Annotated in this window: 17 protein-coding genes; 5 read left to right on the top strand and 12 right to left on the bottom strand. The window is 59.9% G+C overall.

Features of this window, described 5'->3' with window-relative positions:
- Positions 1-24 precede the first annotated feature (24 nt).
- From KHO07_RS24570 to KHO07_RS24560, 3 genes are read right to left on the bottom strand one after another with little or no spacing between them, the layout of a single operon-like run.
- Positions 25-930 carry an acyltransferase gene (locus KHO07_RS24570; protein ID WP_212625788.1) on the bottom strand — a complete coding sequence of 302 codons (906 nt, stop codon included), beginning with the start codon at positions 928-930 and terminating at the stop codon, positions 25-27.
- Positions 931-3,030 (bottom strand): phosphate acetyltransferase, encoded by a 2,100-nt coding sequence (gene pta / locus KHO07_RS24565; RefSeq protein WP_212625787.1) that lies wholly within the window; start codon positions 3,028-3,030, stop codon positions 931-933.
- A 60-nt stretch (positions 3,031-3,090) separates the two neighbouring features.
- Positions 3,091-3,417, bottom strand: coding sequence for a DUF3565 domain-containing protein (locus KHO07_RS24560; RefSeq protein WP_150731848.1), 327 nt, complete (start codon positions 3,415-3,417; stop codon positions 3,091-3,093).
- Between KHO07_RS24560 and KHO07_RS24555 the strand changes: the two genes are divergently transcribed.
- The 3 genes from KHO07_RS24555 (at position 3,386) to KHO07_RS24545 (ending at position 5,774) form a co-directional block, all read left to right on the top strand.
- Complete coding sequence (locus tag KHO07_RS24555; protein ID WP_150731849.1) at positions 3,386-3,871, top strand: peptidylprolyl isomerase; 486 nt, start codon at positions 3,386-3,388, stop codon at positions 3,869-3,871. The genes KHO07_RS24560 and KHO07_RS24555 overlap by 32 nt on opposite strands.
- A gap of 122 nt (positions 3,872-3,993) precedes the next feature.
- Positions 3,994-4,476 (top strand): glutathione peroxidase, encoded by a 483-nt coding sequence (locus tag KHO07_RS24550; protein WP_150731850.1) that lies wholly within the window; start codon positions 3,994-3,996, stop codon positions 4,474-4,476.
- Between the two features lie 194 nt (positions 4,477-4,670).
- Positions 4,671-5,774, top strand: coding sequence for an NADH:flavin oxidoreductase (locus tag KHO07_RS24545; RefSeq protein ID WP_212625786.1), 1,104 nt, complete (start codon positions 4,671-4,673; stop codon positions 5,772-5,774).
- Positions 5,775-5,894: 120 nt separating this feature from the next.
- Here KHO07_RS24545 and KHO07_RS24540 read toward each other — a convergent pair whose 3' ends face one another.
- Together KHO07_RS24540 and cysZ are read right to left on the bottom strand one after the other, a co-directional pair.
- The gene (locus tag KHO07_RS24540) at positions 5,895-7,094 is read right to left on the bottom strand and encodes a glycosyltransferase family 1 protein (protein WP_150731852.1); all 1,200 of its coding nucleotides are present in this window, start codon (positions 7,092-7,094) and stop codon (positions 5,895-5,897) included.
- A gap of 40 nt (positions 7,095-7,134) precedes the next feature.
- Entirely contained in the window at positions 7,135-7,887 is a 753-nt protein-coding gene (cysZ, locus tag KHO07_RS24535) for a sulfate transporter CysZ (protein ID WP_075947597.1), read from the bottom strand.
- Between the two features lie 315 nt (positions 7,888-8,202).
- Here cysZ and trxB point away from each other — a divergent pair, with 315 nt between their 5' ends.
- Positions 8,203-9,159, top strand: a complete 957-nt coding sequence (gene trxB, locus KHO07_RS24530) for a thioredoxin-disulfide reductase (protein ID WP_212625785.1) — start codon at positions 8,203-8,205, stop codon at positions 9,157-9,159.
- A gap of 81 nt (positions 9,160-9,240) precedes the next feature.
- Here the strand turns inward: trxB and KHO07_RS24525 are convergent, their stop codons facing one another.
- From KHO07_RS24525 to KHO07_RS24495, 7 genes are all read right to left on the bottom strand, one after another.
- Positions 9,241-10,491 carry an aspartate aminotransferase family protein gene (locus KHO07_RS24525; RefSeq protein ID WP_212625784.1) on the bottom strand — a complete coding sequence of 417 codons (1,251 nt, stop codon included), beginning with the start codon at positions 10,489-10,491 and terminating at the stop codon, positions 9,241-9,243.
- Positions 10,492-10,660: 169 nt separating this feature from the next.
- Positions 10,661-10,999, bottom strand: a complete 339-nt coding sequence (locus tag KHO07_RS24520) for a HopJ type III effector protein (RefSeq protein WP_212625783.1) — start codon at positions 10,997-10,999, stop codon at positions 10,661-10,663.
- On the bottom strand, positions 10,992-11,288 hold the full coding sequence (locus KHO07_RS24515; protein WP_075947592.1) for a DUF1244 domain-containing protein: 297 nt from the start codon (positions 11,286-11,288) through the stop codon (positions 10,992-10,994). Before KHO07_RS24515 ends, KHO07_RS24520 begins: the two co-directional genes overlap by 8 nt.
- Before the next feature lie 96 nt (positions 11,289-11,384).
- Complete coding sequence (gene folX, locus KHO07_RS24510) at positions 11,385-11,756, bottom strand: dihydroneopterin triphosphate 2'-epimerase (RefSeq protein WP_007970304.1); 372 nt, start codon at positions 11,754-11,756, stop codon at positions 11,385-11,387.
- Positions 11,757-11,758: 2 nt separating this feature from the next.
- Positions 11,759-12,319 carry a GTP cyclohydrolase I FolE gene (gene folE, locus KHO07_RS24505; RefSeq protein ID WP_075947591.1) on the bottom strand — a complete coding sequence of 187 codons (561 nt, stop codon included), beginning with the start codon at positions 12,317-12,319 and terminating at the stop codon, positions 11,759-11,761.
- 20 nt (positions 12,320-12,339) lie between these two features.
- Positions 12,340-13,050, bottom strand: coding sequence for a dihydromonapterin reductase (folM, locus tag KHO07_RS24500; RefSeq protein ID WP_212625782.1), 711 nt, complete (start codon positions 13,048-13,050; stop codon positions 12,340-12,342).
- A 66-nt stretch (positions 13,051-13,116) separates the two neighbouring features.
- Positions 13,117-13,686: an antibiotic biosynthesis monooxygenase gene (locus KHO07_RS24495; RefSeq protein ID WP_150731856.1), complete on the bottom strand. Its 570-nt coding sequence runs from the start codon at positions 13,684-13,686 to the stop codon at positions 13,117-13,119.
- 220 nt (positions 13,687-13,906) lie between these two features.
- Between KHO07_RS24495 and KHO07_RS24490 the strand changes: the two genes are divergently transcribed.
- Entirely contained in the window at positions 13,907-14,866 is a 960-nt protein-coding gene (locus KHO07_RS24490; protein WP_212625781.1) for a MerR family transcriptional regulator, read from the top strand.
- Position 14,867 lies beyond the last annotated feature (1 nt).

The raw sequence follows: 14,867 nt of genomic DNA, 5'->3' as shown, positions 1-14,867 counted from the left end.
AGCGATGAGGCCGGTACAGACACCTCAAAACTTTGCGGGATACTCGCGGTGCATCTGCCCCAACAACGCATCCTTGTCTTCCCACAACTGATTGATCCAGCCCTGGAACTGCAGTCGGTACTCACCATCCTGATCGTAATTCTTGCCAATGAACTGCGGCGGTATCTTCAGTTCCTCAAAATGCACCACCACATCCGCAACGTTCCCGCACAGCAAGTCCCAAAAACCCGGACGCCCGGCCGGGTAGTGAATGGTCACGTTGACGATGGATTCCAGCTGCTCACCCATGGCATCCAGCACGAACGCGATGCCACCGGCCTTGGGTTTGAGCAGGTACTTGAACGGCGATTGCTGTTGGGCATGCTTGCCTTCGGTAAAGCGCGTGCCCTCGACGAAATTGAAAATCCCCACCGGATTGTTGCGAAACTTCGCGCAGGTCTTGCGGGTGGTTTCCAGGTCTTTGCCTTTCTTTTCCGGGTGCTTTTCCAGATAAGCCTTGGAATAGCGTTTCATGAATGGAAAGCCCAGTGCCCACCACGCCAGACCAATCACCGGCACCCAGATCAGTTCCTGTTTGAGGAAAAACTTCAGCGGCTGGATGCGCCGGTTGAGCACGTATTGCAGCACCAGAATGTCGACCCAGCTCTGGTGATTGCTGGTGATCAGGTACGAGTGTTGGTAGTCGAGGCCTTGCAGGCCGCTGATGTGCCAGCGGGTGCGCCTGACCAGATTCATCCAGCCTTTGTTGAGGCTGATCCAGGCTTCGTGGGTGTGGCTCATCAACCAGCCGGCAAGACGTTGAGTGAGGGCAAACGGCAAGGCTTTGACAAGCGCCACACAGAACAGAAACGAGCAGAGCAAAATCGTGTTCAGTGCCAACAGCAGCGAGGCGATCACGCCCCGCAGCGCAGCAGGTAGGAAATCCAGCATTTAAACATCCATAGGTCGGTTGGCTGCCTGGATCGCGGTCAACGCGATGGTGTAGACGATGTCATCGACTTGCGCGCCGCGCGGCAAATCGTTCACCGGTTTGCGCAGGCCTTGCAGCATCGGCCCGAGACTCACGCAGTCGGCACTGCGCTGCACGGCTTTGTGGGTGGTGTTGCCGGTGTTCAGGTCGGGGAACACGAACACCGTGGCGCGACCGGCCACCTGGCTGTTCGGCGCCAGTTGCCGGGCCACGGTTTCGTTGGCGGCGGCGTCGTATTGCAACGGGCCGTCGATCAGCAGCGAGTTTTGCTGTTCATGGGCGAGCAGGGTGGCTTCGCGGACTTTCTCGACCTCTTCGCCGCTGGCCGATTCACCACTGGAATAACTGATCATCGCCACGCGTGGCGTGATGCCGAACGCCGCAGCCGAATCCGCACTTTGCAAGGCGATCTCGGCCAGTTCGCTGGCGCTTGGGTGCGGGTTCATCACGCAGTCACCGTAGACCAGCACTTCCTCCGGAAACAGCATGAAGAACACCGACGACACCAGGGTGCAGCCCGGTGCGGTCTTGATCAATTGCAGGGCCGGGCGGATGGTGTTGGCGGTGGAGTGAATGACACCCGAGACCAGGCCATCGACTTCATCCAGTGCCAGCATCATGGTGCCGATCACCACCGTGTCTTCCAGTTGCTGCTCGGCCATTGGCGCGTTGAGGCTTTTGCTCTTGCGCAGCGAAACCATCGGTTCGACGTAGCGCTCGCGGATCAGGTCCGGATCAAGAATTTCCAGCCCCGGTGGCAGCTCGATTCCCTGGGCGCGGGCAACGGCCTGCACGTCTTCGGGCTTGGCCAGCAACACGCAACGGGCGATGCCTCGGGCCTGGCAGATCGCGGCCGCTTGCACGGTCAACGGCTCGCTGCCTTCGGGCAACACGATGCGCTTGTTAGCGCTCTGCGCACGCTGGATCAGCTGATAACGGAACACCGCCGGCGACAGGCGCATTTCCCGGGGCGTGCCGCAGCGCTGGTGCAGCCATTTGGCATCCAGATGGCTGGCAACGAAATCGGTGATGATTTCGGCGCGCTCGCGGTCGTCGATCGGGATTTCCTTGTTCAGCCCGTTCAACTGGTTGGCGGTGTCGTAGGAACCGGTACTCACCGACAACACCGGCAAGCCCGCCTGCAACGCGCCCCGGCACAAATCCATGATGCGCGGGTCGGGCAGGGTGTCGCTGGTCAGCAGCAGGCCGGCCAATGGCACGCCGTTCATGGCCGCGAGGCTGACGGCGAGGATGATGTCGTCGCGATCACCCGGGGTCACCACCAGCACGCCGGGCTTGAGCAGCTCCACGGTGTTGCGCATGGTGCGGGCGCAGATGATGATTTTGGTCATGCGCCGGGTTTCGTAGTCACCGGCGTTGAGCACCTGGGCGCCCATCAGATCGGCCACGTCACGGGTGCGCGGCGCGTTCAGTTCCGGTTGAAACGGGATGCAACCCAGCAGGCGGAAATCACCGCTACGCAACAACGGCGAATGCTCTTTCAGACGCGTGGAGAATGCCTCTATGCTCTCGTCAGTTTTGACCTTGTTGAGGATCACCCCAAGGACTTTCGGGTCCTTCGGGCCACCGAACAATTGCGCCTGCAATTCCACGCGACCGGAGAGTTCGGTCAGCACTTCGTTTTCTGGGGCCGAGACCAGGATCACCTCGGCGTCCAGGCTCTTGGCCAAATGCAGATTGACCCGCGCGGCGTAACTGGCGCTGCGGGTCGGGACCATGCCTTCGACGATCAGCACGTCTTTGCCGATGGCGGCCTGCTGGTAAAGGGTGATGATTTCTTCGAGCAGCTCATCGAGCTGACCGTCGCCGAGCATGCGCTCGACGTGGGCCAGGCCCAAAGGTTGCGGCGGCTTCAAACCGTGCGTGCGGGCCACCAGCTCGGTGGAACGCTCGGGTCCCGTGTCTCCCGGATGCGGCTGGGCGATCGGTTTGAAGAAGCCGACCTTGAGGCCGGCGCGCTCAAGGGTGCGCACCAGCCCGAGGCTGATGGAGGTCAGACCCACACCAAAATCGGTGGGCGCGATAAAAAAAGTTTGCATGCGGATTCTCTGAAGGAGCATGGCAATGGTGAGGGCCTATGACTGGCCGTCTACCGATATTCAGTCACCAAGGTTATCGCTAACCGAGCCTTGTGCGCACCAACCGCAAGCAAAGCACTGGCCTATTTTTTCAAGGCGTTGCAGCGGGTCCATGACCCAGGCCCGTGATTGCCACGGCGGCTGGTGGCGCAGGTGCTGGGTGTGGCCGCAGGAAAGCTCGACCACCCAGTGACCGTCCTCATCCTGGTGAAACCCGGTGATCGTCGAATCCCGTCTGTCCGGGTTGTGTTCGCTTTCGGGCGATTGCTTCGCTAAACTGGGTCTTTCAATATTCTTATGCAAAAGGTCTCGCCCCATGCTGATCGCCGCCAATAAGGCTGTCTCCATCGACTATACCCTGACCAACGACGCTGGTGAGGTCATCGACAGCTCCGCCGGCGGCGCGCCGCTGGTCTACCTGCAAGGCGCAGGCAACATTATCCCGGGCCTGGAAAAGGCGCTGGAAGGCAAAGCAGTCGGCGAAGAGCTGACCGTAGCTGTTGAACCAGAAGATGCCTACGGCGAATACGCTGCAGAACTGGTCAGCACCCTGAGCCGCAGCATGTTCGAAGGCGTTGATGAGCTGGAAGTGGGCATGCAGTTCCACGCTTCCGCTCCGGACGGCCAGATGCAGATCGTGACCATCCGCGATCTGGACGGCGACGACGTGACTGTCGACGGCAACCACCCGTTGGCCGGTCAGCGCCTGAATTTCCAAGTCAAGATCATCGCCATCCGTGATGCCAGCCAGGAAGAAATCGCTCATGGTCACGTCCATGGCGAAGGTGGCCATCACCACTGATTTCTGCGCTAAGCTCAGATAACTGGAGAGGCGCCCTGTGGGCGCCTTTTTAGTCTGCGGCTGTCCCGTGTGACACCGCAAAGCGGCTGTTTCGAGAAGAACACTGGAATCTGGAGTACGTCATGAGTGCTTTTCACGACCTTAATTTGACAGCCCTGGATGGTCAGGCGCTACCTCTGGCACCGTTCAAGGGGCATGTCGTGCTGGTGGTCAACGTTGCCTCCAAATGTGGCCTCACCCCTCAGTACGCCGCGCTGGAAAACCTCTACCAGCAATACAAGGCCAAAGGCTTCAGCGTGCTGGGTTTGCCATGCAACCAGTTTGCCGGGCAGGAGCCGGGTACCGAGCAAGAGATCCAGGAGTTTTGCAGCCTCAACTATGGCGTGACCTTTCCGTTGTCCAGCAAGCTGGAAGTCAACGGTCATGAGCGCCATCAGCTGTACAAACTGCTGGCGGGCGAGGGTGCGGAGTTTCCGGGAGACATCACCTGGAACTTCGAAAAGTTTCTGTTGGGCAAAGACGGGCGCGTACTGGCGCGATTCTCTCCGCGTACCGCGCCGGATGATCCGACGGTGATTCAGGCGATCGAGAAAGCCCTGAGCTGACACTCCCTTTTGTAGGAGCTGGCTTGCCAGCGATCACGGTGGTCCCTGATACACCGTGGCGCCTGGATCGCCAGCAAACCGGCTCCTACAGATCTCCCTTTGGATCCTTAATCACCGAAATCAATAATACTGTTCAAAGCGTCGGACTCTCCATATTATCGCCGTCATAAAGTTACTTCTCCGTGGAGCGTCCCATGCCCGTAAAAGCCCTGTTCAAACCGTTCCACCTCGGCACCCTCGAACTGCCGACCCGCGTCGTCATGGCGCCGATGACGCGCTCGTTTTCGCCGGGTGGCGTGCCTAATTCCAAAGTGATCGAGTACTACCGTCGTCGCGCCGCCGCGGGCGTTGGCCTGATCATCACCGAAGGCACTACCGTCGGTCACCAGGCTTCCAACGGCTACCCGAACGTACCGCATTTCTACGGTGAGGCGGCGTTGGCCGGCTGGAAGAAAGTGGTCGACGCCGTACATGCCGAAGGCGGCAAGATCGTTCCGCAGCTGTGGCACGTGGGCAGCGTGCGTCGTATCGGCACCGAGCCGGACGCCAGCGTACCGGGCTACGGTCCGTCGGAAAAAATCAAGGACGGCCAGGTCGTGGTTCACGGCATGACCAAACAAGACATTCAGGACGTGATTGCCGCATTTGCCCAGGCTGCAAAGGATGCCCAGAGCATCGGCATGGACGGCGTGGAAATCCACGGCGCCCACGGTTATCTGGTCGACCAGTTCTTCTGGGAAGGCAGCAACCAGCGTACCGACGAATACGGCGGCAGCCTGGCCAACCGTTCGCGTTTCGCCATCGAGCTGATTCAGGCGGTGCGTGCCGCCGTCGGTGAAGGCTTCCCGATCATCTTCCGCTTCTCGCAGTGGAAGCAGCAGGACTACACCGCACGCCTGGTGCAAACTCCGGAAGCCTTGGGCGAATTCCTCAAGCCTCTGTCTGACGCGGGCGTGGATATTTTCCACTGCTCGACCCGCCGTTTCTGGGAGCCGGAGTTCGACGGTTCCGAACTGAACCTGGCAGGCTGGACGCGCAAATTGACTGGCAAGCCGACCATCACCGTGGGCAGCGTTGGTCTGGATGGCGAGTTCTTGCAGTTCATGGTCAACACCGACAAGGTCGCGCAACCGGCCAGTCTGGAAAAACTGCTGGAGCGTTTGAACAACGATGAGTTCGATCTGGTGGCGGTCGGTCGTGCGTTGCTGGTAGACCCGGACTGGGCGCAGAAAGTGCGTGACGGTCGCGAGGAAGACATCCTGCCGTTCAGCCGTGAGGCGTTGATGACGCTGGTTTAAGTTTAAGCAGCGTCTGGACTGACTCAATCGCCAGCAAGCCGGCTCCTACAGGTTCTGAGAAATCGCGACACCTGTAGGAGCTGGCTTGCTGGCGATGGCAATCTCATAAACACAAAAAACTCAAGGCAAGGTCGGTGCATTCGGCACCACCATCTCCCCGGCACAAGCCCCCCGCAACTGCCCCTCGAACTGTTCGATAATCGCTGCCCATCCCTGCCGGCTGGCATGCTGGCGCGCATTGAGCCGCACGCAACGCAAGGTTTCATTTTCTTCAAGCATCCACACCGCCGCATCGCAAAATGCCTCTTCATCCCCGGGCATCGCGAGCACGCCGTTGTAGCCATGGCGAATGTGTTGCGCCGCCGCAGCCTGATCGTAAGCCACCACGCCGAGCCCGGAAGCCAATGCCTCAAGCACCACGTTGCCGAAGGTTTCCGTCAGGCTCGGGAACAGAAACACATCCCCTGACGCGTAGTGAGCCGCCAACGCTTCGCCGCGTTGTGAGCCACAAAAGATCGCCTCGGGCAGTTCTTTTTCCAGGTCCGCACGTTGCGGCCCGTCGCCGATCACAATCAGCTTGAGGTGGCGCTGTGGATAAGTGCTCGTCAGGGTGTCGAAACAGCGCTTGAGCAGCCCCAGATTTTTCTCCGGTGCCAAACGTCCCACGTGGATGACGGCAATGTCGTTCTCACCCAGTCCCCATTGCTCGCGCAGCGCGTTCAAGCGTTTGGCAGGGTGGAACAGCTGACTGTCGACGCCCCGGGACAACAATGCCAGACGCTCGAAATGTCGACGTTCCAGCTCCAGGCGCTGGCTGACACTGGGCACCAGCGTGAGGTTCGAGCGGTTGTGGAACCAGCGCAGGTAGTGGGTCAGCAGGCGGGTCAGCAAACCGAGGCCGTACTGGCTGGAGTACTGCTGGAAATTGGTGTGAAAGCCGCTGACCACCGAAATGCCCAAGCGCCTTGCCGCGCGCAATGCGGACAGGCCCAACGGGCCTTCGGTGGCGATGTACAAGACATCCGGGCGATGGCGCTTCCAGCGTCGCAGCAACTTGTGCATCGACGACTGGCCCCATTGCAAACCAGGGTAACCGGGCAGCGGCCAGCCTCGGCAGAGCAACAATTCATCATGGCTGCCAGTCTGCTGATCGCAGCCCTGACGTGGTCGAACCAGCTCCACCTGATGCCCGCGCGCGCGCAAACCGTCACACAAGCGGCCAAGGGTATTGGCCACGCCGTTGATTTCCGGAGGGAAGGTTTCGGTGATCAGGGTGATATGCAGAGCTGTCGTCATGACCCCAGTGTCTGCTGGGGCCATGTCGACGTTGTGACGGCGGGATGATGGATTTGTGACAGCGTCAGCGTTGCACCACGAGGTTCTCCGCGCCGCGCTCGCGCACCCAGAACAGCGTCGCCCCGGCCACGGCGGCCGGCATCATCAAGATATTCACCACCGGGATCAGCAGCACCAGGTAAACACTGCCGCCAAAACCCATGCTCTGCCAGCGCTTCTCGCGCAGCCAGGCAAGCATTTCGTTCCAGCCCAGCTTGTGGTTATCCGCCGGGTAGTCGATGTACTGGATCGCCATCATCCACACCCCGAACAGCAGCCACAGCGGTGCGGCGATGATGTTCACCACCGGGATGAACGAGAGGATGAACAGCCCGATAGCCCGCGGCAGGAAGTAGCCGAGCTTGCGCATCTCGCGGGCCAGGGTGCGCGGGATCATCGCGACCAGCTCACCCCAGCTGAAGGCCGGGAAGTCATCGGTGCCGCGCACCACCACCTCGACTTTCTCGGCGAGAAATCCGTTGAACGGCGCGGCGATGATGTTGGCGAGCATGGTGAAAGTGAAGAACACCATTAACACCACCAGCACCACGAACAGCGGCCAGAGGATGTAACTGAGGAAACTCAGCCACTCGGGCAGGGAAGGCATCAGCGTATCGACCCACAGGCTGAACTGATGGCCGGCCAGGTAGATCAATCCGACGAACAGCACCAGATTGATTGCCAGCGGCAGCAACACGAACAAACGCAGGCCGGGGCTGAGGACCAGTTTGAGGCCTTCACGCAGATATTGCGGGCCGGAAAGAACGGGGGCGGGCATAACGTGCTCCGAGCTGAGGGTAAACGCGCCGACCTTACCGGCTTTGCCTGACAGGTGAAAGCACGGCAGCGGTATCGACATTCACTGTAACAAAGGCGTCGTGAAAATCACGCTGACGGGATAGAGACCACCTATGAGCTGGATTGTTAAACCGTATTTCCTTAATCTTCGCCCCCTCGATACGCTGCACCCAATCTTTTTACAGGACGGTCGTGTTCAAGCCTTCCCCAAGTGCTTTCAACCGTTCTTTTTTATTCCCGCCGGTGATCCGGCGTTCCGCGCCAGGTGTTCCGGGCCGGTCAACAGGAGCAGGTCATGTCTGAAGTCCGTCATTCGCGAGTGATTATTCTCGGTTCCGGCCCTGCCGGTTACAGCGCTGCGGTGTATGCCGCCCGTGCCAACCTCAAGCCACTGCTGATCACCGGCATGCAGGCCGGCGGTCAACTGACCACCACCACCGAAGTCGACAACTGGCCTGGCGACGTCCACGGCCTGACCGGCCCGGCGCTGATGGAGCGGATGCGCGAGCACGCCGAGCGCTTTGAAACCGAGATCGTTTTCGATCACATCAATGCCGTGGACTTCGCTGCCAAGCCGTACACCCTGACTGGCGACAGCGCGACCTACACCTGCGACGCCCTGATCATCGCCACCGGCGCCAGCGCTCGTTACCTGGGCCTGCCGTCCGAAGAAACCTTCATGGGCAAAGGCGTTTCGGCCTGCGCGACCTGCGACGGTTTCTTCTACCGCAACAAGCCGGTTGCTGTGGTCGGCGGTGGCAACACCGCCGTTGAAGAAGCCCTGTACCTGGCCAACATCGCCAGCACCGTAACCTTGATCCACCGTCGCGAAACGTTCCGCGCCGAGAAGATCCTGATCGACAAGCTCGATGCTCGCGTGGCCGAAGGCAAAATTATCCTTAAGCTGAACGCAACCCTGGACGAAGTCCTGGGCGACAACATGGGCGTGACCGGTGCTCGCCTGAAGAACAACGATGGCAGCTTCGACGAAGTGAAAGTCGACGGCGTGTTCATCGCGATCGGCCACACCCCGAACACTTCGCTGTTCGAAGGCCAGTTGACCCTGAAAGACGGTTACCTGGTTGTGCACGGCGGCCGTGACGGCAACGCCACCGCGACCAACCTGGAAGGTATCTTCGCCGCCGGTGACGTGGCTGACCACGTCTACCGTCAGGCCATCACCTCGGCTGGCGCCGGTTGCATGGCGGCACTGGATGCCGAGCGTTACCTCGACGGTCTGCAGAACGCTTGATTGAGTTTTCGTCGATATGAAAAAACCGGCTTCGGCCGGTTTTTTCATGGACAACACAAATCAGAATTGTAGGGGGCGAGGTCAGGTCAGCTTTGCCAGGCAGGCTTCAAGGATATCCAGGCCTTCTTCGAGCACCGCAGCTTCAGTGGTCAGCGGCGCCAGCAGTCGAATGATGTGTCGCGACTTGCCGCTAGGCATCAACAACAAACCGGCATCACGCGCCAAGGCCAGCAGTTGCGTCAACTGCGCCGCGGCGGGTGTGCCGTCGGCATTGCTCAGCTCGATACCGCGCATCGCGCCAGCGCCGGTCAGGCGCCCGAGGTACGGCGTCAGCTGGCGATCACGCCAGGATTGGTAGCGGCTGACAATCGCCTCTTCCTGTTGCGAACCCCAGGCTTGCAGATTCTCATCCGTCATTTCATCCAGCGTCGCCAATGCAGCAGCACAGGCGATGGGATTGCCCGAATAGGTACCGCCGAGCCCGCCCTTGGGCAAGTTGTCGAGCAGCCCCTTGCGTCCGACCACCGCACCCAGCGGCACGCCGCCAGCGATGCTTTTGCCGAGCAGGATCAGGTCCGGCTCGATGCCCAGTCGCGAGAATGCAAAGCGCTGCCCGGTACGGCCGAAACCGGACTGGATTTCATCAGCGATCAACACAATGCCCTTCTCGTCGCAGAAACGGCGCAGCGCCTGGGCGAACGCCACATCCATGGCCAGGAAGCCGGCTTCGCCCTGCACTGGCTCGACGATGAAGCAAGCCACGTCCTCGACGTCGATTTCGACACTGAACAGACGCTCCATCGCTTTCAGGGCCTCGGCGCAGGTGACGCCGTTGTCCTGGCTGGGGAAGGGCAAGTGATAGACCGGCCCGGGCAGCACGCCGACTTTCTGTTTGTAGGGCGCGACCTTGCCGTTGAGATTGAGGGTGGCCAGGGTGCGACCGTGGAAGGCGCCGTCAAAGGCAATCACCGCGCTGCGGCCGGTGGCACCACGGACGATCTTCAGCGCGTTCTCAGCGGCTTCGGCGCCACTGTTGGTGAGCATGCCGCTGACCGGGTAATCGACCGGGATAAAGGCGCTGAGGCGCTCCATCAAGTCGATGTAGGGCCTGTGAGGCGCGGCATTGAACGCGTAGTGGGTCAGCCGGGTGGCTTGTTCGCGAATGGCTTCGACGATGCGCGGATGGCAATGGCCGAGGTTGAGCACGCCGATGCCACCGACAAAATCGATGAAGCGTTTGCCGTCGGTGTCCCAGACCTCGGCGTTTTTGCCGTGGCTGAGCGTGACAGGATGGACGATGTTGATCGACTGGCTAATGGATTCGCTGCGCATGGATGACCGACTCAGAAGAAGGGAGGCTTCTTTTATCTAAGCCGCGAGCAGCGGTATCGGGCAAACGAAATAAAGTGGCCGGATCAATCTTAAAAGTCAGGATGTTCTCCAGGGCGGGGAAACCTTGTGGCGAGGGAGCTTGCTCTCTCGCCACAAGGTTCATTGACGCTTAGCGGCGAGTCAGGGGCTGCCCGGTGAATTTCACCCCGGCCAAACCGTGGACCATCAACGCACGGATGTTGCCGTGATCGCTGCCTTCAGGCGTTGCCAGTACCGAACGGTAATGCTCGCCAAACGCCAGCAGCGCTTCTTCATCGCTCAGGCCTTCCAGCAACGCCAGACCCAACGTCTTGCACGAACCTTCGTTCTGCCCGGCCGCGTTTTCCACGCCGCCATTGTTGAAGGCCTGAGGCTGGTAGTCGTAACCGGCAGCGATAAACGCCAGGGTGTCGGCGAAAGCGTGTTCACCGCTCTTGAGGCTGGCGCGCAGGGTGTTCAAATCACTCATTGGGTTTTCCTTTGGCGAACGCCGCTTGCTGTTCGGCGCTGGCTTCTTGCTGAAATTGGGCTTTCCATTCGGCATACGGCATGCCGTAAACCACTTCACGGGCGTCATCGAGGCTGACGTCGATCTGGCGTTCGTCGGCAGCGGCCTTGTACCACTTGGACAGGCAGTTGCGGCAGAAACCCGAGAGGTTCATCAGGTCAATGTTCTGCACATCCTTGCGGCTGTCCAGATGGGCCACCAGCCGGCGAAAGGCCGCGGCTTCGAGTTCGAGGCGTTGTTGATCGTTCATGGCGGTCTCTGCGAGACAGCTTCAAGCGACAAGCTTCAAGCTGCAAGTTGGGTTGCGGTGGCTGCCAGTTTACAGCCTGACGCTTGTGGCTTGTAGCTAGCGGCTCGCTGCAAGCGTAATCGACACCGACTCGGCGAATCGCAACGCGTGGGGTTTGTCGACTTCGACTTCGGCATACAGCACTGAAGCGTTGGCCATGACCAGATCGAGAATTTCCTGGGTCAGCCGTTCGAGCAAGGCAAAGCGATTGCCCTCCACGTGGGCGATGATCGCTTTGGTGATGGTGCGGTAGTTCAGCGCGTGATCAATGTCGTTGTCACGTACCGCTTCCTGGGCCGCATAGAGGATGGTCAGGTTGATCAACACATCCTGCTTGTTGAGGATTTCATCTTCGTTGATGCCGATGAAAGTGCGCAAACACAGGTCCTTGACCCGGATGCGTGCCATGCCTGGTTGAAGTTGTGGCATTACTACTTGCTCCGTCCAATCAATTGCAGGAACTCCTGACGGGTGTTGCTCGACTCGCGAAAGGCGCCGAGCATCACCGAGGTGTTCATGGTCGAATTCTGTTTCTCGACGCCGCGCATCATCATGCACATGTGTCGGGCCTCAATGACCACCGCGACGCCTGCCGCGCCGGTCACTGCTTGCACCGCGTCGGCGATTTGCCGGGTGAGGTTTTCCTGGATTTGCAGACGACGGGCGAACATGTCCACCAGCCGTGCAATCTTCGACAGGCCCAGCACCTTGCCCGTTGGAATATAAGCCACATGCGCCTTGCCAATGAAGGGCAGCATGTGATGTTCGCACAGTGAATAGAGCTCGATGTTGTCGACGATCACCATTTCATCGTTGTCGGACGCAAACAACGCGCCGTTGACGATTTGCTCGACACTCTGTTCATAGCCATGACACAGGTACTGCATGGCTTTGGCCGCGCGCATCGGCGTGTCGCGCAAGCCTTCGCGGTCGGGATTTTCACCGAGACCGATGAGGATCTCTCGAAAATTCTGAGGCAGGGATAACGTCATGGAAGATCCTCGCGGGACACTTATTTGATGTGCCTTCCGCCATTGACGGTCAGGGTCGTGCCGGTGACATAAGGGTTGTCGAGCAAGTATCGCAGGCTCTGGTAGATCACTTCGCTGCCGGGTTCGATGCCCATCGCGGATTTGCCCAGTGCCTTGGCGCGGTAGGCCGCGTCGTCGTCAGGGTTGAACAGTAGCAGGGCGGGCGCTATCGCGTTGACCTTGATCTGCGGCGCGTACTTTGCGGCGAAGGACAGGGTCAGGTTTTCGAGCCCGGCTTTGCTGGCGCTGTAGCCGATGTGCTTGCTGCTGCCCTTGCGCGTCACGTCGTCGCTGATGTGCACGATGTCGGCGGGGCTCGAACGCTCGAGCAAGTCAGCGCAATGCAGGTTGATCAGGTAGGGCGCCAGCATGTGCACGCTGAACATGCGGGTGAAGGCGGCTGCGTCGGTGTCCGGGGTTTCGGCCAGCCATTCGGAGGCATTGTGGACAATTGCCCGCAGGCTGTCGGTATGGGTTTTCAGTTCGCTGATGAAGGCAAGGATGCCGGCCTCGCTGGCGAAGTCCGCGAACACCGCCGTCGCTCCCAGGTCGCGCAGGATCTGCACGCCGGGGCGTTCAGTGCGGTAGCTGAAGATCACCTGATGACCGTCTTCGAGCAATCGCTGCGCACAATGCAGGCCGACACGCTGGCCGGCACCGGTAATGAGGATAGGGGCTGCGGAAGAGGTCATGAACGGCTCGCGTCGCGGTGAGAGCAAAACTATACCAGCGACGAGCCGTGCGATGCCTGCGATCTTTTAGCGGTTTTGCGTGGAAGGCTCGGCGGACAATCGTCGCGTCGGCGTGCTGTTGAGCCAGTTGGCCAGCAGTCGGGTCGACAGCGGAATGAAGAAATAAACCATCAACGGCGTCAGGCACAGGGTGCTGACAATGACCCGAGGCAGCAGGCTCATTTCATTCAACAGCGGCCCCAGGGCAAAGTTGAACAAAAGAGAAACCGGAAAAAACGCCAGCCAGATCGCCACCGCCTGTTTCCAGCGAGGCGGACGTTGTCCTGCCGCGCCAAACCAGCCCTCGATGCCACTGACCCGATGTTCTGTCGGGTGGGCGAACAAGTCGCTACCACGTGCCAGCCAGGCGGTGCGCGAGACCGAATGTTCCCAGGCGTGCAGGGTCTGTTCGTCGGCGAAGCGGAAAATAATCTGGAATTCGTCATCTTCAGGCGGCGGAGCGAGCACACCGGAGCCGAGATAACCGGGGAAGTCGGTGGCCAGTTGTTCGCCTTCGTGCAGCCAGGTGATGAGGTCCTGATAGCGCCCATTGGCAACGCGGCGCGCAACCATCAGCGTGACGGGGGAGGTAGACATTTTGTATCTCCGTATTTCGATTGCGACTCTCCGGATAGGAGTTTCGCCAGGCGCAGCGCCGGGGTGATGGGCTGCGTCTCGTGACAAGCAAAGATTATTCCTGATTCTGCTCGAAGCGTCTGTGACAATTTTTGCTGTGAGCGGTATTGAATTTTTACGGAATCTTTATGGAGCGCGGGAGTTAGAATGGGGCTCGAACGATACAAGGATGTTGAGCCAGATGCCCGAAATCACTGACATCGCGTCGGATGCCAGCCAGTCCGTCGCACTTGAGCAGGATGAGCTTTTCCCCATTCGCGAGGTGTCGCGTATGACCGGCGTCAACCCGGTGACCCTGCGTGCCTGGGAGCGCCGATATGGGCTGATCGTGCCGACGCGCACCGAAAGTGGGCATCGTCTGTATTCGATGACCGATATTGAACGCGTTCGCAGCATTCTCGACTGGATCGAACGCGGCGTGGCGGTCAGCAAGGTCGGCAAGATACTGGCCAAGGCTGCGCCGCTTCAGGCTTTGTCGCACCTCATTCCCAATGACCTTGTGCAGGCCGACTACGCGCAATGGCAGCAACAGGTCGAGGCCGCTGTCGTGGCTTTCGACGAGGCGCGGCTGGATCAGGTCTACGGACAGATCTTTTCCACGTACTCGCAGCCGGTCGTGTTTCAGGACATCTTGCTGCCGCTCTGGAAGCAGTTGCTGCAACGCCAGGACACCTTCGGCCGGACCAGCGAGTGGCTTTTCCTTGATGGTTTTCTACGTTCGAGGGTGTTGCAGCGTTTACTGCTGATTCGCGATAAACAGCCAAGGCGAGTCATCGTCAGCGCCCTCGCGGGACAATGCCGTGAGCTTGAGCTGCTGATTGCTGCGCTGTTTCTCGGCTCCGGGCAAACGGGAGTGCGCGTGCTGACCATTGGCCAACCGTTTGATGAATTGACCCTGGTGTGCGAGCGAATCAAGCCGCAAGCGCTGGTGCTGTTCTCCAACTATGTGCCCACCCCCGAGCTGCCCCGGCGTTTAAATCGCTTGGCGATGAGCCTGGATTGTCCGGTGCTGTTGGCGGGCGATGCGTCGGATCTGGCGCAAGAAAGCCTGGCCGGATCGTCGATTGGTTGCCTGGGTAACGAGGGGACGGTGATGCGCCAGCGCCTGAATCAATTCCTGGCCGGCGGTCTGGATACCTGAG

It is taken from the genome of Pseudomonas sp. PP3 (assembly GCF_905336995.1).
In the GTDB taxonomy this organism is placed as follows: domain Bacteria; phylum Pseudomonadota; class Gammaproteobacteria; order Pseudomonadales; family Pseudomonadaceae; genus Aquipseudomonas; species Aquipseudomonas reinekei.
Note: the sequence above shows the minus strand (reverse complement) of the source record. Positions and strands in the feature narration are given on the sequence as shown.